Source organism: Lacihabitans sp. CCS-44 (assembly GCF_024343735.1).
Classification (GTDB): Bacteria; Bacteroidota; Bacteroidia; order Cytophagales; family Spirosomataceae; genus Leadbetterella.
On the sequence record NZ_RJUE01000010.1, the window covers coordinates 1 to 17,470 of the forward strand.

Sequence of the window (17,470 nt, forward strand, 5' to 3'; positions counted from 1 at the left end):
CCCCTTCGGGGTCGAATTCTTCTCAATGTAGGGCGGTTTTCTATAAAAGTTTGACCCCTTTGGGGTCGAATGCTTCTGATTGGATCGTTTTTCTATAAACACGTGCCCCTTTCTGGGTTTTGTTTTTTGAGTGTTATCTTTGATTAATACTTCATTTATTTTAATCATTTTCAAACCAATCAAACAAATATTCATCCTTATATTCTATCTTAAATTTACTTAAGAACGTTTTATATTCATCCTTGAATCTTATTTTTTTATGATGTTCTTTTTGGTTTTGAATATAGGCAATTACATTATCTAAGGCCGAATGGCTATAAGAAAATGCTCCAAAACCTTCTTGCCATTGAAATTTAGAGGCTGAAAACTTTTTATCGTTAATAAATTCATTGGAAGATTTTTTAATTTCTCTCACTAGATCGGATAAGCTGCATGACGGTTTTATTCCTATAAATATATGAATGTGGTCGGGCATTCCATTTATAGCGAGCAATTTTTGACCTTTATTTATGATAATCCCGGTTATATATTTGTATAATTCTTCCTCCCAAATTGGCTGAATTAAGCTTTCTCTACCTTTTATTGCAAAAACTAATTGAATATAGATTTGTGAAAATGTTCCTGCAATAGTTTTAATAAGTTGTATGTTCTTTTAAATCTTACTTTTTTATTTTTAATAATTCATTGTGCATTTTCTATAAGTTTGATTGTTATATAGCACTATTTAAGGCCAAAATTTCAGTAAAAGTTTATAATAAAGCTTCAAAAAAAACATGTTGCAAAAAACGCACTATACACAATCACTATCCTTTAGTGGTCAATCTATACTTTTCTGGTTTTGATAAAGTTCTAACTATTTTATTTCTGGCTTCTAAATCAAGTTTTACGGTTTCTCCGTACCATTGAACACCGCCCTCAAAATTATCCTTCACTCTCCCATATAATTCTTCCATAAGTTCAGTATGAGTGAGCTCTTTTTCATCCAAAATGGACAGAATGTTTTCTTTAATGAATTCATATTTCTTCAAAGATATTTTCTTGTTGGTCTTACCAGCTTGGGGGTGCAAAGTCTGAAACATATCATCTTTCATCACAATTGAGTTTTGGTGTCAGTTGTTTATTTTGGTTCGAATCTATAAAAAGTTTTACCATTGAATTTACAAATGCCTTCAGTATCCGTTCCAAACCACAATTCTCCCTTTTTGTCTTTGTATATGGTATTTATGGCATTACTGGTAAGACCTTCTTTAGTATTGTAATTGGTGAGGGTTTTTCCATCATATCGCCAAAGGCCTGCGTCAACAGTTCCTATCCAAAGGTCACCCTTTTTGTCTTCATTGATGGCATAAATACGAGCCATTGTGCCAAGAGCCGCTTTTCCGGCTGCCCTAAATTCTTTGTTGCCAAGTCCTTTTTCTTCTGTAAAATTCACCAAGGTTTTGCCATCATATCGAAACAATCCAGCACCATTGTTCCCCATCCAAATATTTCCGTTTTTATCCTCAAAAAGACCAAGAACTGCAGGTCCAGCCAAGCCTTTTTCTGTAAACCAAGTAAACGTTTTGCCGTCGAAACGACATACGCCTTCAGCTTGAGTTCCAAACCAAAGGTTACCTTTTTTATCTTTAAGAATAGAATAGACCCCAAATCTACTTAGGTTAGTAGGGGCGTTTTGTGCCGATTTTGAGTCCGTTATTGATTTGTCTAAAGGTAAATATTCCAGCGAATTACCATTGTAACGATAAGCTCCTCCACCTGCAAAAAACCATAAATCATTGGATTCTATTTTCCAGCTTTTCTCTTTATCAAAAACCAAATTTTCTTTACTTGAAAATGTAGTGAATTTTTGCCCATCAAAGCGGCTTACGCCAAATATTCCCGTTCCAAACCAGAGATTACCAGACTTGTCCTCCTGAATACTCTGCACTTGATTATTTGCCAAACCGTCTTTTTCAGTATATTGTTTGAGCGTTTTTCCATCATAACTATAGACACCGGCTCCATTTGTACCAAACCAAAAATTGCCTTTTTGATCCTCAAAAATACTGCGAATGTTTTTGTCGAGAATGAGGCTGGGATTAAATACATTTGTCCCAAATGTCGGTATCTCTTGAGATTTCGATACATCGTTGCTGGTATTTTCAGTTTTACTTTGACCTTGGCAAGAGGCAAAAAATAATGTAGCTAATAGAAAAAATATTTTCATCATTTGGTCAAAATTTTCTTTGGTTAGTTTTTGATAAGAGTTTAGAGATTATCTGGAAGCCTTAAATTCCATAAATTTATTCTCGTCCAAATAAATTATTCCCCAAGTGTGTCCATCCAAGTCTTCTATGGTTCGGACTTGCATAAATACCTCGTCTATCATGGGAGTAGATTCAGTGCCGCCCGCCTCTATTCCATTTTTGATAATTTCATGTAGCATATCAAGGCTTTCAACTGGGAGTGTAAAAGACGAGGCAATGTTATTTTTAGAATCAACGAGTTGCTTTTTATTATGAGCACTGAAAAACTCTTTTGACTGCAACATCACATAAATATGTTCACTCCAAAGCATACATTTTTGATTTTCACCCGTAAACAAAGCGTAATTGTTGAATCCCATTTGAGCGTAAAATCTCATTGATTTATCCAAATCTTCGACGGGCAAGTTGATGAAAATCTTTTTCATAGTTTATTAGAAATGAAGTTTATAAAATTGAGGTCATTTTATCTGAAATAAGGCGTTTTTTTATATTCAATAAAAACAAGATTTCCGAAACAAGTTAATCATAATAAAATAGATAATACTTAAGCCAATTTAGGAAAAAACCTTTGGATATTGCGGTCATTAGCTTTCAAAAAATACTTGTCGATTTATGAGTTATCATAAAAAGTTTATTTTTGGATTTTTTTTTTCTTCTTTACAATCTTTGGATATTGCTTCAATGATTATACTCAAAAGCTAATTTTTGGGATAGCTTGTTAAAGCGGTCATTCTTTTTTCTGAATGAAGCCTGATTTTCATACATCCGTAGGAAATATTTAGTTCGACCAGCTTTTTAGCTCAATATGGAGTTTAAACATTTCAATGCTTTACCCCCTTACGATGCAATTCTAAATGCTGTTTCAACAAATCCTTTCCATAATCATTGCCATTGGGAGTTCGGACAACCGTATGAATATGGGTTTTGACAGGAACACGATTTGGGGTGGTTTTGTCTGGTAAAAACACGGGCACTTGGTGGTCAAATTCTATCAAAATGACTGGACTATGAATTCTATAGTAAAATGGGCCGTCTATTTTGTCGCCTTGCACCCATGTAAAATGTGTTTCTTGGAGGTGCGTTTTAACTTCCTCCATTTTTATTTTTGAGTGTCCGTCTCGGATACTGCTTACATATTCTTCTATCAAATCTAGTAAGTCTGACCGCTGTTCTTTTGACAATTCTTTGGCCGAAAGGCCTGTTGTTGCGATGATTTCATTGTCTCTAAAAGCTTCACCTCGGTTAAAATCAAATTCCTTTTTATGCCAAAGCGTGGCTTTTTTCTTTTGCTTGGTGTTTAGGGACTGATAAAAATCCAAGCCTTTTCTTTCTTCTATTTCGTAAGTTCTCAGTCCTTTATTATCGCCCGTTTCTATAAGCGTTGGCTCAGAACCCATAAAAACCGGCGACATCACTACTTGGTCGCCCAGTACAAAGTAGTTGATTACCAAATGATGGCCTTCAATTTGCCAACCCCAAGGCTCTGTGTCGGAGTGTGTTCCAAAGAAAGTAAACCAATATTTTTCGCCCCCTAAATCTTTGTTTTCAAGTACCAAAGTGGCCAAATAAGCTTCCATTGCCATTATATTCTTGGCTTTTTTTAGGCCTCTTGCACTCAAACTTTCCATCAAAATCGTGAAAACCTGGTCTTTTTGAGCCTGATTCATTTCTTCCAAACCGATACCAGCCCTTGGCCAATTTTCTATATTATGCCATCTTCGCCATTCCTCTGTTTCGATCGGAAACGTACATTTTGCTTTTTGTTCCGCATTGAGCGATTCGAGAAACGCTGTGACTGCATTTTTTATAGATAAGGTAGGAAATCCTGTTTTTTTAATAGGAAATAGATTTTTCACAGGTTTTCCGTTTGTTGTAATACCGACATACGGCTTTTCAAATGCAGCTTTTTCAGTAGGAGACTCTGGTAAAAGAAAAAGCATTTGTGTAGATTTTACCTTGCTTTCCAAGCCATCTACAAAGCCCCAACTTTCAACTCTGTCTTGGTTTTTGTTTTTTTCAAGCACAAAGCTGCCTTTATTCTCGTAATTATCTTTGACTGCTGTATAAAAGTATTGGATAGTCTTGCCCATTAAGGAGTCAGGGAAAGCAAGTGTTTGCTGATAAAGCCCATTTTTATCAGGGCTTTTTGGGAAAAGTGTAGTATTTACGACAGTTTTACCGTCAACATAAGGCAGTGCAAACCATAGAATTCCCACAGAATCAGGGTTTTCTATTTCCGTTATTTTTAGTTTGAAGGTTATTTTATGGTCAGTGCTGTTTTGTTGAGCAAAGCCAAGGCTTGCCAAAAGGCAAAAAGCGAGGAATAGGATTGTTTTTTTCATTTTGAAATTTGTTATAATACTTACAAATAACTCAGCCACCATTTTTCTTTATGTGATTGTTTATAGCGGTCAAATCTTTTGCACAAAGGATAAAGCAAAGCAATGACCAAAATCCAAACAGTATAAACCACCCAAAGCGGAAAACCATATCCTTTTAAGGCGGGTATTCCAGTTACCCAGTCTTGTAATATCATTATTCGCCAATCAAAGCCTGAAAATTCTGCAAAAATCAGAGCAATAAGATGGATTAGATACAAATGCAAGATGTAATAGAAAAATGGAACTCTTCCGAATGTGCTAAAAAAATCAGCCACTTTCCCTTTTAGTTTTTCGGCATTTGCCAAGAAAATAAATGCAGCACCCAATGTCATTAATAAATAGGCTAATGATGGCGGATATTTGGTAGGGTTGAAAAACGAAATCAAGTCTTTTGATAAAGTACCGTAATCTTTATAAGGGATTGGGTCGCCATATACATTACTAAATCTTAAAATTAAGAAGGCGAAAATGGATGAAATTCCTATGGTGTTAAACAGTTTCGTTCTTTTTTCATAGTTATAAGATTTATCATAAAAAGCTCCAAAGTAATACCCCAATGCCATTACGGCTACCCAAGGAATTATTGGATATCCAACCTCTAAATCAAAACCATTGTTAAGTTTGAAAAAAGCATATTCGTGCAATATTGCCCATAAAAAATTGTCCTTAAAGTGAATAGAATCTAAAAGATTATGGCCCAAAATAAGGATTAAGCTAAAAAGTAAAATGAATTTTCGAGGAAGATGGAGCAATGCAGCTAAAATAATCATACTAATTCCCAAAGACCAAATAACAAGCAGATTTGGGCTTTTAAAATAAATATCAAAATACCAACCAAAATTCACAATGGTCATTTCCATAAAAACCAACCAAAGTCCCCGCTTTAAAAGGAAGCCTGATAGTTCGCTTTTTGATTTTCTTTTGCCTACCATAAAGGCAGAAGTACCAGCCAAAAAACAAAATATTGGTGCACAAAAATGCGTAATAAACCGTGTGAAAAATATGGGTAAAGTGCTTTGTGTTGGGTCAGCAGGGTCAAAAAAGAAAGCCGAGTAATGGAAATAATCTCGAACGTGGTCGAGTGCCATTATTACCATTACTAAGCCTTTTAGAAGATCAATGGATTCAATTCTGGGTTTTGTTATTGCTACCATTTTATTTTTTAAAATTGTTTTATTGGTTAAAAAATAAAGAAAATAATGAGAAGGTGTCTTGAATGCCACAAACCACCTTGAAAAACCAATCAAACTTTCATAACTTCGACCCTCGCTTCTTGCAATGCAGCACTTCCCCCCATATCTGTGAGTATATCGTGCGTGAGGGCGTTGGCTGACGAACCTCCCTTCATTAAAGAAGACCAAAAACCTTGAGGCATACAGACCACCCCTTTTCTCACTTTGTTTTTGACACGAACGTTTAAATAGACTTCGCCTCTTTGGTTGAATACTTTGATATCGTCTCCAGTTACCAAGTTTCTTGATTTGGCATCTTCTTCGTTCATGTCTAAAAAAGGTTTCCCTTCTTTTTGAATGTGCATTTCGTGATTGGCACGTGTACTATTCAAAAAGTTTTTGGTTGACTTTATCGTCAATAAATGCAACGGAAATTGTGTTCGCTCTTTTTCTGAATATGCAAAAGGGATATAATCTGGTAAAGCTGGGGTTATTTCTGAATTGTAAAACTGGCATTTCCCGTCTTTTTTACCAAAATTACCTTCTGCGTGGGGCATCCATTTTTCAGGTATATTCATTTTTGCCCACCCTGTTTTTCTAAGCGACTCAAAAGAGATTCCTGCTAAATATGGTTTGTCGCTATCTAATAAACCTTTCACTATATCCAAATCAGAATGGTATAAATAATTTTCATTAAAACCCATTTCTTTAGAGAGTAATCGAAAGAACTCAGTATTGGTTTTAGCTTGGCCCAAAGGCTCAATGGCAGGTTCGTTGATATTCAGATAAGGAGTGCCGTAAGAAGCTAAAATATCCCAATTTTCTAAAGCCGTCGTGGCTGGAAATACATAATCAGCATAACGAGCCGAATCTGTTATAAAATGGTCCAAAACAATAGTCAATAAATCCTCCCTTTGCAAACCTTTTACCACTAAATTTTGATTGGGCATCGTTACCGCTGGATTGGAATTAAAAACTATTAATGCTTGAATTTTTGGATTTAAGTTGGTGGAAGTCAATGCTTCGCCCAGTTGAACCATATTTATTTTTCTTGTTTTCTTATTTTTTAATGCTTCAGGAATATCAAGAATTTTGTAATTAAAGGCATTGCCAAAGAGTTCGTATGTCATGTTCATTAGCCCACCGCCTAATTGCCTCCAAGCTCCAGTTAAGGCTGGTAACATTGCTATGACTCTTGCAGCACTTGCACCATTTGTTTGATGTTCCAAACCAATCAAAACTCTTATTAGTGAGGGTTTCCCTTTGGCATATTCATGGGCTAATTTTAAGATAGTTGTTTCGTCTAAGCCTGTTATTTCTGCAACGATTTTGGGAGGATATTTTTCTATGTGTTTGGTTAATTCTTCAATACCGTTTGTATATTTTTCAATATAATCTTGGTCTTGAAGTTTTTCCTTTAAAATAATATGGATAAGTCCAAGAGCCAAAGCTGTATCAGTGCCAGGTAAAGGTTGAATATGCCAATCAGCTAAAAACGCTGTTTGCGACTGAAAAGGGTCAATAACAACCACAATTGCACCTTTTGCTTTGGCTTTTTGTATAAATGGCCATAAATGTTGGTTTGAATGAACGGTATTTGTACCCCACAAAAGTATATACTGGCTATGAATAATGTCTTCGGGAAGAACTCCCGTTGTTTGCCCATTTGTAGCCATTATTCCCGCTACAATTGCATCGCCACAAATAGTTCTTTCCAATTCTGTAGCACCAATATGAGCAAAGAAATTGTTGCCAGCATTGCCTTGAACATTACCTTCATTTCCACCATAACTGAATGGCATGATTGCCTCACCACTTTTTTCTTTTATAATCGTTTTTAATTTTGTGCTAATTTCAGAAATGGCTTTATCCCAAGTTATTTCTTTAAATTTACCTTCTCCTTTTTTACCTGTTCTTTTTAAAGGATTAAGTAATCTTTTAGGATTAAAAGTGACACTAGTTGGATAATCCTCCATTTTATTGCAGAGTTTTCCGGCGGTGTAGGGGTTATCGTTATTGGCTTTAAATTCGGTCACTTTATCTTTTGAAACAGTTACTTGCCAACTGCATGAGTCTGGGCAGTCCAGACAACAAGCACCATTAACCGTTTTGGTATCATTTTTTTCAGCACACGAAAAGGATACAAATGGAATGCTACCAAGAGCAGCTATCCCATGAGTGCTTAATTCGATAAAGGTTCTTCTTCTCATTTTAGAATTTGTTTTTTTGATCAAAAAGTAGCAAAAATACTGATGGAGAAACCTACCGTTTCATTGGCTGCTTTTTGCCATACGTCAAACTTCGCCAAAGCCATTCTAATGGGCCAAAACGAAAGTATTTTAACCAAATTGGGCTGAAAATCAATTGGAGAATCCAAATAGCGAATACCACAAAGAATATTTGATAATATTCCAATTCTCCGAAGAAATTCAACCCATAACCAAAGAAAAACAAAGTGCAAATGATCGAATGCGAAATATAGTTGGTAAAAGCCATACGCCCAACGGCCACCAATCGGCCAAAAAGATTTTTTGCAAAACCCGATTTAAACATCAAAATCAATGATGCCGAATGAGCCATTACCAACAGAATACGTTGGAAAGGATATATCAAATTAACCCAATTGATTGGCACTTGCTCCATTCGATCGAGGTTGGCTTCTAAGGTCGAAAAGTGATGAAATGCATAGTAATTTGAGTAAATAACCAATGGAAAACCTAAGCCGTAGCCGATTTTTATGACTGTCCAATAGTTTTTGTTTGTCCAAGTCCCAGTCAAAAAGCCCCACTTGAAAAGTGCCAAACCTAAAAGCATCAATGCCAAGCTATCCAATGCCCATAGCGGAAGGTGTTCGGTTTGAAATTGAAAGGCTATTGGACGCAAATGATTGGCAATGGCAGTATAATTTGATTTCATGGTTTTTGTATTCGCTTCGGCATCTTCTCTGCTCGGAATCATCGTTTTTTCTAAAGCTCGCCATGTGGTCATGGCTTTTGTTTGAGTATCGGTGAGCGTTTTACCAGTGGCTTGCACTTCTACGGCCTCCACATAAGCTATGCGTTTGGCACGTATTTCTTGATAATGCATGGTATTGGCCGTAAAATCAAAAACCGCCACCAATGGAACAGCCCAAACTAAGTATTTTGGGGGAACATTGCGAAACAAATAAACAACCATACCGCAAACGCCATAAAGATAAAGTACATCGCCAATCCACAAGATCAAATGAGCGTGAATGAGCCCAAACAAAACAAGCCAAAACATACGACGATAAAACAAAACGTGAGCGGTGACACCTTTTGAAGCTTTGTTGGCGATAAACAATAGCACACCAGCTCCGAATACCATACCAAACATGGCTCTCATTTTGCCCTCAAATATTATACTTACAAATTGATAAACCCAAAAATTAATACTACTTGGGTCATTGCTGAATTTTTCAAAAGAATAATCAGGCATAGAAAAGCCGGGAATGTTCATCAATAAAATACCTAAAAGGGCAACGCCTCGCAGCATATCTATGGTTGTAATACGGCTAGATTCCTCCACTGGAGCGGCTACTCCTGTAGGATTTTTTTCTTCTTCGTTCATTTTATTTATGGTTATAGGGGTTTACATAAAGTTTAATTTACTCTCCTCATTGGCTGCATTTTCCAATAAGTCAAACTTCTCCAAAGCCATTCTAATGGACCAAAACGAAAGTATTTTAACCAAATTGGGCTGAAAATCAACTGAAAAACCCAAATGCTTATTACGATATAATACAACTCATAGCGTTGTAATTTTCCGTACATAGAAAAGCCATAGCCTAAGAAAATAATATTACAGATGATAGAATGCGTGATGTAATTGGTAAAAGCCATTTGACCAACTGCGGCCAACGCTTTTTGCAAAAGCGGAAGCAAACCTGATTTCACAAACAACATGATGAGGGCAATATGACCGCATGTGGTTGGAATTCTCCCTAAATGATAAGTCATAAAAGATTTTGATATAGATAAAATGGAAAAGTTGTTAGAGGTAATGAGCCAGCCTTCATAATAATTTATAGAGATGCCTATTCCATAGCCAATCAATGCCATTAACCAATAAAACCGATTTGATTTAGCAGCTTTCAGAATACCCAATTTAAAAAATGCCATTCCGAAAAGCATCATCGCCAAAGTATCCAAAAAATTGTATCGATAAAGAAAAATGGTCTGAGCCCTCACATTTTCAGAGGCTTTGTGCATCACAATACTCCAATACCCTTTGCTTCGGGCTGTCATTTCATCTTTCAACTGTACGGGTGTTACCTTACCTTCTTTTATTTTTTCTTCCCAATTAGCCATAGCTTTTGTCTCCTCTATGGTCAATTTTATTCCTTTACTTTTCTTTGCGGTAGCTGAAGTTGCCTGATCAAAGGTCTTTTTCGAAAGCAAATAATCTTTCACTTCCAAACCAGAGGCAATAACCAAAATGACCGTAAAAATTATGATGAGTTGCTTGGGCAAAAGATGTCTAAAACTAAATGCAAACATGCCCACAATACCATAGGCATATAATATTTCGCCATCCCACAGTAGCAGGTAACAATGAATAATACCAAAAAGCACCATCCACATTAATCGACGAAAAAAGAGGTCAGCTACGGCTGTGCCTTCCATATTCTCTGACTTGCGAGCTGTAAAAAGGAGAATTCCTGCCCCAAAAAGCATAGAAAACATGCCTCGCATAGTGCCTTCAAAAAGTAGGGTATTCATCCACCAGACACTAAGGTTCCAACCTGTGGCACCGCCATTATTAGTGGCGTCAAAATAAGCTTTGTACAATCCGAAGCCTGTAATATTCATGAGTAAAATACCAAAGAGTGCAATGCCTCTGATGATATCCATCGAGTTGATTCGCTCAGTTTGGTGGGTAGGGTAAAAGGTTTCTTGGGTTTTCATGTTAGGGTTTCATTATAGGGTTTCAATTAGGTTTTTATAAATAGGGATATTGATCTTTCGGCTTATATTCAATCTGAGATTAACCAAATGCCCAAAATGGCAGAAAAAGTGGTTGTTATAATACAATTGGTGGGCAAGATATCAAATAAAATACTGAATCAAAGTTTCCGAGTTATCGTTGTTTATGATTCAGATTGTTAGCTAGTTATAAAAGAAAAATAACCTCTAACTAAATCAAATTTACCAATTTGTTTTTGGAATTTTCAAACTAGGTCGAGTTTTCTATTAAAAGGTAAGGGTAAGTAGCTCTTTTAGGGTGTCATATTCACTTTCATTCGAGCCATTTTCTGCTAAATATATAATCGGAGACTTGGAGAATAATTGCAAAAGCTTTCCGTATAGCTTTGAAATTGCACTTCGAGGTATTTTTCTGTTAATTACAAATTTTTAGCAGCTAGTGGAATTTACTTTGTTTTATTGGTATCTGTATTTATCTTCTCCATTTAGACCTTGTTCTTGTATTCGTCAACCAAAACTTCAAAATGTAGTCTTTCTCTAAAAAATAGTCCGAACTTGGTAAAAGAAGCAAAGAACATATCGAAAAATAGAACCGTAAGTGTTCAAACCTTTGAATTCAAATACGGCATAAAGCCAGCTTGCTAAAATAAAAGCTTTTTTTTTATTAGCGAAATAGTCAACGTTTGCAAATCAACTTTGCCCATCTTTGAAATTCGTGGTTTATCTAGAAGTTAGCAAAATGATTTTACTTGTAAACTGCCGATGATATCAAATTGATATTCAGGTTGTTGGTTGTTTCTTTTAAAAATTAGCGAGGAATTTCTTCAATGCTCCGTTTTTTATAGCATATATAGGCCATTGAAAGTCTGGTTTCAACCAATTTCTCCTCCTTTGATTTTTCATTGAAAAAAATTAATGATAATATATAGTCAATTTCGGTCTAATGAGTGGATTTACTTCTTCAGAGGAAGTTAAACACAAAGATTTATATACCGATTCATCCACCATTCTTATTTCAAAACCATGGTTTGAGGAAGCCAAAATATCTGTTAAAATATTTTTAACATTAATTTTTAGAAAATCTTGGGTTGGGATTGATGTAGTAGCAATAGTTACAGCGTTTAATTCTGACGTCGAAGGTTTAGAATTCCAAGTTAAGGTTGATTCATCCCAATTAGACACAGCTCTCTTTATTAAAAATGAGTTGGTTCCAGAATGCCCAGTTTGTCCTGAGAAATACGGGTAGGTATTTAACAATTCTTGACTAAAAAATAAATCTAAATGAGCTGAGTCGATGGTTGCTCCAACAGGTAGGCTTGATAAATCAAATTTTAGATATGCCCTTTTTATATTTAAATTTCCGCTGTATGTCCAAACAGCTGGCGAAAGAAATTTACTTTGACCGTTGAAAGAAATGACATCTGGATATAAGGAATTTACCTCTCCATCTTGACCATCAAGAAGCCCCGGTTGAAGGGTAATTGATTGCACAGCCGGAGTAATATTTTTTGACTCACAACTTTTAATTTGAGCTAAAAACAACTGGCTATCATCAGTTTTGAATCCTGGCATGAGTAGAATATGTTTCCCCGCAAAATATTCCGTACGATTTGCTATTAGGCTTTGACTGGATATGCTTTCAAATGCCGAAAATGTACCATTGATAGTTGTATTTATATTATGAACGATGTTATTTGGACAAATATTAAACATGATTTTAGAAAATGCTCCTAAACCATTGTCATCGTCGTAAGCAAGTTGTGTAGTTCCGTCTGATTCATAAAGAAAAAGTTCTGTATCTAAATTGGAGTTTACAAACGGTATTGTTTCGATTGTGAGTACACCGCCAATTATTAGAGCATTTAATTTATAATTTCCAGTGGCTGTGGAGCTAAGTATTTTAGACTTGATAAAATAATTTCTTCCATTTACGTCAAATTTAAACCAATCTTCATCTGTATTTACATGAAAACACATCTGATTACTTTGAAAAGGCAATGAATTAATTGTTGTGGCTTGCACAAGAGAATTGTTAGGTTCATTTGCATCACAGGCAATTGTTACGTTTATGTTTACCGAACCTGATACTGTACCGCTTCCACAATAGTTATTCAGGTCAGAAAGTAGATAATTAGTATTTACAGTAGGTGAAACAGGAATGATATATGGGGTGGTAGTTGTGCTATAAGAGACACCATTTAGCTTAAAATTCCAAGGGCTATAACCAGTAAGGTTAACGGTCAGATTTGTTGAGGAGCCCAAAGGGACGGTGGTGGAACCACTCAGCGTTGCTGTGGTAGGAATATTACACGGCAAAACAGTTACTGTCACAAATTTAGGTTCTGTGTACGTACCGCAGGAATTGCTAACATTTTTTAGTAGATATTCTGTGCTAGTGGTTGGGTTCACCGATAATACAAAAGGAGAAATGCTTGTATTGTATATTTGGTTGTTCAAATTGAATGTCCATGGGCCAATGCCGCCCAGATTAATCACCAAATTAGTACTTTGGCCTTCATAAATGGTAGTTTTTTCGGCTGCAATAGAGCCGCTTGGTTTACAAAGAGCAATATTTTCTTCAGCAGGATTAAGAAGAATATATCCCTCAAAAACAATCTTTTGCTGATACACCACATTAGGTTCGTAAAAAGTCAATGAAATAGCATGGTCTAAGTTGTTTCCACCAGTGATAATAGCACCATTTAGCCCAGTATAATAATCAGCTGGGGCCAATCGCCATGGATAGGATATAGCCACTTTAGATCGGGGGTCTGAACTTCCAAATCCAAAATAAATGTTGTTTGCTGTTCCTAAAGCTTTGACTAGCGATCCGCTACCACCTGTAGAATATTGGCTCACAATAGTGTTGTTGGTTTCAAAAATTCCGGTTATTTCAAACTCTTGATCGGGGTCCGCAGCTCTGCTGTAGTATATATTGGCATTTGTTGTACTTAAATTTGTGATTTCAACACTTAGTTTTGCATGGGTGCCGTTGGTTTTGATCTCAAGGGTTTGCTTGATAGAAAACTTGCCAAGAACCATCCCCTCCCATACCGCAATATGGCTATCTGACGTTTCGGTTAAAGATATATTGTTGCCTGGTATTTGAAAATCTCCACTAACATTGTTAGAATAAACTTCGCTATTGTATTGTACCTGGAAGCCTTCAAATGCTGAGCCTGGTTTGAAGTAATCTCCTGATTTGCTTGGAGTTCCGGTGCCCCAGCCGTCATTTCCGGGGTCATAAACTATACTCAATTTTCCACTAGAGCTGGGGGTGTTGTTGTAGCCAAGGGGTGGTGCAGATGAAGACATCAAACAGCCATTAGAAGCGATACCCATCTCTAAAAAACTCCCTTTTAGAAAAATGTCATTTCCAACATGGTCAGAAAATATCATTTGCCTTTTTTTTACGGATTTATTTGAACTAACGAAGTTTTCATCAGCGTCTTCTTTTTGTGCGATTGCTACTTGAATAGTTGTGAAAAGCGAAATAGATAAAAAAAGTAAAAAGCTGTATCGTTTCATAAAAAATGGTCGCTCTGAAAATTTAAATTGTGAAATATAATTTCAACAAAGTTATTTGTTTTTTCTTCTTGCATCGCATGTGGAGGCCATAAAGTTATGTTTAATTAAGTTTTTTGGTTTAAGATTTATTCTTTTCGTAGCTTTTTTTTAACAATTCTTTGATTCAGTGAAATTCCGATAGTTTATCAATTTGTGATACAACTCTTTTTTGATTGGTCTGCTCTTTCAACTCTTACAAGCCCGAAATTCTTTTCACGTTAAGAATGAAAATAGTCTACTACTTTTTTTCATTGCAAAGCACAGGTCTAGGTCTTTAAATTCGTTTTCAATTGTCCATTTTTGGTATGAAATATCATTAGGTGGATTAGAAGTGATTTGTCGGAAGCTATCAGCGTAGGCCTCTATATTGGTTTTCGAGATACTTATTAGAGGGTGCTTTGATTACAAATTATATTTTCATTGATTTCTTGTGGATAATTACCACCTTTCGCCGATCCGAAGGAATTATCTTACGATAATTTACTACTTTATATATAGATAAATAACGAAACAGTTTCTTTGAACATGTCGGTCTGGCCTTCTTTGATTTGAGCGTGACTGCCAAAAAAACACCAGTGAAAAAATAGAGATAAAAAAATGTAAGAAATTTATTCTTATGGGCAATAGATTAGTTGCTGGGCTTTTTGTTTGATTTTTCAATCCTATTAAACTCCAGTGCTTTTTCAATCCAAAAATCCAAATCTTCATCGCAATCAAAACCCTCAGGAGAAATAAAAAGGAAGCCCCTCATAACTTTGCCAGTAAAGTCCATTTCTCGGCTTCCTTTTTTGAATAATAATTTTTCGTAGGGCACAGTACCTACCCTTACCATCAATCTGTCTTCTCCAGTTACTCTGTCCTTGTCAACACCAACACACATCTTATTATTAACCATAAACACAAGCCCACCCATCATTTTTTTGACGTCGGTTAGACCATTTTTGGCTAATCTTATCTCTACTTTTTCAGCAAGATAAGTATCGTATTGTATTTTAGTTTTTTTCTGCATATTCTTTTAGTCCGATAAAGAATTTTTGAATTCCTCCATTAGTTTGTTTTCTAATCATTAGGCTATCCATCAATTTACCAAGTATTCCAAACTTCACAGTATATTGCATTACCTGTTTTACTTTGGTTTGATTTCCTACTTTTTCAAAAGTATAACTGTGAGCCAATCCACTGATTGGAAAAGAACAATCTGTGAGTTGATAGGCTAATTCCTCATAGGGTTTGTATTGGGTGACTTTTTCTTCAAACCAATTTTTACCATCCAACATATCCACTTTTCGTTTAGCTTCTAAACCAGCTTTGGTCGAGGTAACAGCTGTAGATTTTTTAACGGTCGGGTCAAACTTGTCCAAGTTGTCTATAACTGATAGTGCCTCCCATATTTTTTCAATCGGGGCACTTATTATAATTTCATTATTTAATATTGTCATATTACTTCATTGAATGTAAGGCAATTCTATTTCCTTCGGTATCTATAAACTGTGCCATAAATCCGTTAGCACCAATTGCAGTTTTAGGCATAATTATTTTACCACCTGCATTTTCTACTTTTGATAATGCCACACTTAAATCTTCTCCACCATTCAAATAGACAATTGTCCCTTTTGTTGAAGGCTCGAATCCTTCACCTTGTACAATTCCCCCACCAACGCCACCGTTCTGCATATCAGCAGGCAACATGCCATATTTATACATCGGGTGTGGCATCTCCATAATTTCAGCACCATACAATGTTTCATAGAATTTTTTTGCTCGAGAGAAATCATTTACTGGGATTTCGAACCAATTAATCGAATTTGTCATTTTTTTATTATTTACTTTGAAGTACAAATATACAAATCCACTCTATATTTGCAAGTGGTTTGCGAGATTATTACATTTACATCATGAAGTTGAAAAAAAGAAAGTCAGATTGCCCTATTCATTTTGGATTAGAACTTTTTGGTGATAAATGGACTTTGCTTATTATCAGAGACTTGATGTTTAAAGGCAAACATTATTTTGGTGATTTTATCAACTCCGAAGAAAAAATCGCTACCAATGTACTATCTGACAGACTGGCATTGCTTGAAAAAGAAGGAATTATAGCCATGTTTAAAGACGAAAACCATAAGCAAAAGATTGTTTATAAACTTACCACAAAAGGTATTGATTTGATGCCCGTTTTGGTCGAAATTATCATGTGGTCTGCAAAATACGATAAGGATACTGCCGTTGAAATGGAGTTTGTTAGAAATTATAATAAGGATAGAGGAGCTTTAATCCGTCAAATTTCAAGCCGACTTATCGATGAGTTGGGTGTTTTATAGTGTTGACTTCAAGCCGTTATTTATTAATAATGCTGTTGTGGTGCGGTTTTTATTGTTTTTTTATTTTCAACTGATACTTCTGAACCCTCCGCCAGCATTACAGAATTCGGGTTTTCTGAATTAAGAAATTCAAATTCTCTTCCGTAGACCGTTCCAAAGTCTACATTGATTTTGTAATCTTTTACTATGTAAGCGTTCCATTTTGGGTGTGTTACCTCATATTCGTTTGATTTTTCATTATTGATTTTTGCGTAACCCCAGTAATGCTCTGTAATAAACTCGGTTTCGCTTCCAGAATCAATTTTATAGTTTTCTATACTCGCCGTCACCTGAAACTGGTTTTCTTTTCCAGCCTTTATCCAATTGTATTCTACTATTCTTGCATTTTCATTTTCTGTCCATTTATGACTCATAGGCATTGTTTCATAGTTTTCGTTATAAATAGTATTTGCCACAAAAGTCAAAGCCCTTTTAGGTACGATTTCTTTAATAAAAACAACTCCACGTTTCCATTCATCTTTTTCTAGCCGCTTTACATAAAAACGCAAATTTACCTCCTCAAAGTCAATGTGAAATGGGATTTTTATGCCTAATAATCTTGTGTTTTTAAACATAAATCCAACTAAACTTACAAAGCACTTTCCTTCCCATATATCCAATTCGGTTCCGGCTGGAACATATCCAGTTAAAAGGTTTTTGTCAATCACATAATTTGCTATTGCAAGTTTTCTCCATTCAGCTTTTAAGAAACTCATCTAAGTTCTATTTTTTTAATGTGTCAAAACGTTTCCAAGAGGGCAGCGGTTGAGTACAGCCAAAGTGAGGGAGATTCCTAAGTTT

At 35.6% G+C, this 17,470-nt stretch carries 15 protein-coding genes; 1 reads left to right on the forward strand and 14 read right to left on the reverse strand.

From position 1 onward, the window contains the following. Positions 1–160: 160 nt before the first annotated feature. The 13 genes from tnpA to EGI26_RS06390 all read right to left on the reverse strand — a co-directional run bounded on the left by tnpA (position 161) and on the right by EGI26_RS06390 (position 16,124). Entirely contained in the window at positions 161–646 is a 486-nt protein-coding gene (gene tnpA / locus EGI26_RS06330; RefSeq protein ID WP_310587947.1) for an IS200/IS605 family transposase, read from the reverse strand. A gap of 157 nt (positions 647–803) precedes the next feature. After that, positions 804–1,091, reverse strand: coding sequence for a DUF6958 family protein (locus EGI26_RS06335; RefSeq protein ID WP_255077140.1), 288 nt, complete (start codon positions 1,089–1,091; stop codon positions 804–806). Positions 1,092–1,117: 26 nt separating this feature from the next. Then, the gene (locus EGI26_RS06340; RefSeq protein WP_255077141.1) at positions 1,118–2,209 is read right to left on the reverse strand and encodes a two-component regulator propeller domain-containing protein; all 1,092 of its coding nucleotides are present in this window, start codon (positions 2,207–2,209) and stop codon (positions 1,118–1,120) included. 45 nt (positions 2,210–2,254) lie between these two features. Continuing rightward, the gene (locus tag EGI26_RS06345) at positions 2,255–2,671 is read right to left on the reverse strand and encodes a VOC family protein (RefSeq protein WP_255077142.1); all 417 of its coding nucleotides are present in this window, start codon (positions 2,669–2,671) and stop codon (positions 2,255–2,257) included. Between the two features lie 396 nt (positions 2,672–3,067). After that, the gene (locus EGI26_RS06350; RefSeq protein WP_255077143.1) at positions 3,068–4,588 is read right to left on the reverse strand and encodes a DUF3500 domain-containing protein; all 1,521 of its coding nucleotides are present in this window, start codon (positions 4,586–4,588) and stop codon (positions 3,068–3,070) included. Positions 4,589–4,608: 20 nt separating this feature from the next. After that, complete coding sequence (locus tag EGI26_RS06355) at positions 4,609–5,781, reverse strand: DUF1624 domain-containing protein (RefSeq protein WP_255077144.1); 1,173 nt, start codon at positions 5,779–5,781, stop codon at positions 4,609–4,611. A gap of 89 nt (positions 5,782–5,870) precedes the next feature. After that, on the reverse strand, positions 5,871–8,009 hold the full coding sequence (locus tag EGI26_RS06360) for a molybdopterin-dependent oxidoreductase (protein WP_255077145.1): 2,139 nt from the start codon (positions 8,007–8,009) through the stop codon (positions 5,871–5,873). A 52-nt stretch (positions 8,010–8,061) separates the two neighbouring features. After that, a complete protein-coding gene (locus EGI26_RS06365; RefSeq protein WP_255077146.1) occupies positions 8,062–9,390 on the reverse strand; it encodes a DUF418 domain-containing protein in 1,329 nt (442 codons plus the stop codon). Positions 9,391–9,422: 32 nt separating this feature from the next. Then, entirely contained in the window at positions 9,423–10,727 is a 1,305-nt protein-coding gene (locus EGI26_RS06370; protein WP_255077147.1) for a DUF418 domain-containing protein, read from the reverse strand. A 930-nt stretch (positions 10,728–11,657) separates the two neighbouring features. Continuing rightward, on the reverse strand, positions 11,658–14,273 hold the full coding sequence (locus tag EGI26_RS06375; protein WP_255077149.1) for a DNRLRE domain-containing protein: 2,616 nt from the start codon (positions 14,271–14,273) through the stop codon (positions 11,658–11,660). A gap of 667 nt (positions 14,274–14,940) precedes the next feature. Further along, positions 14,941–15,321, reverse strand: coding sequence for a TfoX/Sxy family protein (locus EGI26_RS06380; protein ID WP_255077151.1), 381 nt, complete (start codon positions 15,319–15,321; stop codon positions 14,941–14,943). After that, entirely contained in the window at positions 15,305–15,751 is a 447-nt protein-coding gene (locus tag EGI26_RS06385; RefSeq protein ID WP_255077153.1) for an SRPBCC family protein, read from the reverse strand. The genes EGI26_RS06380 and EGI26_RS06385 overlap by 17 nt, the downstream gene beginning before the upstream one ends. Before the next feature lies 1 nt (position 15,752). Then, positions 15,753–16,124: a VOC family protein gene (locus tag EGI26_RS06390; RefSeq protein ID WP_255077154.1), complete on the reverse strand. Its 372-nt coding sequence runs from the start codon at positions 16,122–16,124 to the stop codon at positions 15,753–15,755. Positions 16,125–16,207: 83 nt separating this feature from the next. Between EGI26_RS06390 and EGI26_RS06395 the strand changes: the two genes are divergently transcribed. After that, a complete protein-coding gene (locus tag EGI26_RS06395; protein WP_255077162.1) occupies positions 16,208–16,630 on the forward strand; it encodes a helix-turn-helix domain-containing protein in 423 nt (140 codons plus the stop codon). 23 nt (positions 16,631–16,653) lie between these two features. Here the strand turns inward: EGI26_RS06395 and EGI26_RS06400 are convergent, their stop codons facing one another. Beyond that, the gene (locus tag EGI26_RS06400; protein ID WP_255077164.1) at positions 16,654–17,385 is read right to left on the reverse strand and encodes a YqjF family protein; all 732 of its coding nucleotides are present in this window, start codon (positions 17,383–17,385) and stop codon (positions 16,654–16,656) included. Positions 17,386–17,470: the final 85 nt, after the last annotated feature.

Excerpts from the sequence above, each read along its gene's own strand:
- EGI26_RS06335 (WP_255077140.1), bottom strand. The coding sequence starts at position 1,091 with ATGAAAGATGATATGTTTCAGACTTTGCACCCCCAAGCTGGTAAGACC.
- EGI26_RS06340 (WP_255077141.1), bottom strand. The coding sequence starts at position 2,209 with ATGATGAAAATATTTTTTCTATTAGCTACATTATTTTTTGCCTCTTGC.
- EGI26_RS06345 (WP_255077142.1), bottom strand. The coding sequence starts at position 2,671 with ATGAAAAAGATTTTCATCAACTTGCCCGTCGAAGATTTGGATAAATCA.
- EGI26_RS06350 (WP_255077143.1), bottom strand. The coding sequence starts at position 4,588 with ATGAAAAAAACAATCCTATTCCTCGCTTTTTGCCTTTTGGCAAGCCTT.
- EGI26_RS06355 (WP_255077144.1), bottom strand. The coding sequence starts at position 5,781 with ATGGTAGCAATAACAAAACCCAGAATTGAATCCATTGATCTTCTAAAA.
- EGI26_RS06360 (WP_255077145.1), bottom strand. The coding sequence starts at position 8,009 with ATGAGAAGAAGAACCTTTATCGAATTAAGCACTCATGGGATAGCTGCT.
- EGI26_RS06365 (WP_255077146.1), bottom strand. The coding sequence starts at position 9,390 with ATGAACGAAGAAGAAAAAAATCCTACAGGAGTAGCCGCTCCAGTGGAG.
- EGI26_RS06370 (WP_255077147.1), bottom strand. The coding sequence starts at position 10,727 with ATGAAAACCCAAGAAACCTTTTACCCTACCCACCAAACTGAGCGAATC.
- EGI26_RS06375 (WP_255077149.1), bottom strand. The coding sequence starts at position 14,273 with ATGAAACGATACAGCTTTTTACTTTTTTTATCTATTTCGCTTTTCACA.
- EGI26_RS06380 (WP_255077151.1), bottom strand. The coding sequence starts at position 15,321 with ATGCAGAAAAAAACTAAAATACAATACGATACTTATCTTGCTGAAAAA.
- EGI26_RS06385 (WP_255077153.1), bottom strand. The coding sequence starts at position 15,751 with ATGACAATATTAAATAATGAAATTATAATAAGTGCCCCGATTGAAAAA.
- EGI26_RS06390 (WP_255077154.1), bottom strand. The coding sequence starts at position 16,124 with ATGACAAATTCGATTAATTGGTTCGAAATCCCAGTAAATGATTTCTCT.
- EGI26_RS06395 (WP_255077162.1), top strand. The coding sequence starts at position 16,208 with ATGAAGTTGAAAAAAAGAAAGTCAGATTGCCCTATTCATTTTGGATTA.
- EGI26_RS06400 (WP_255077164.1), bottom strand. The coding sequence starts at position 17,385 with ATGAGTTTCTTAAAAGCTGAATGGAGAAAACTTGCAATAGCAAATTAT.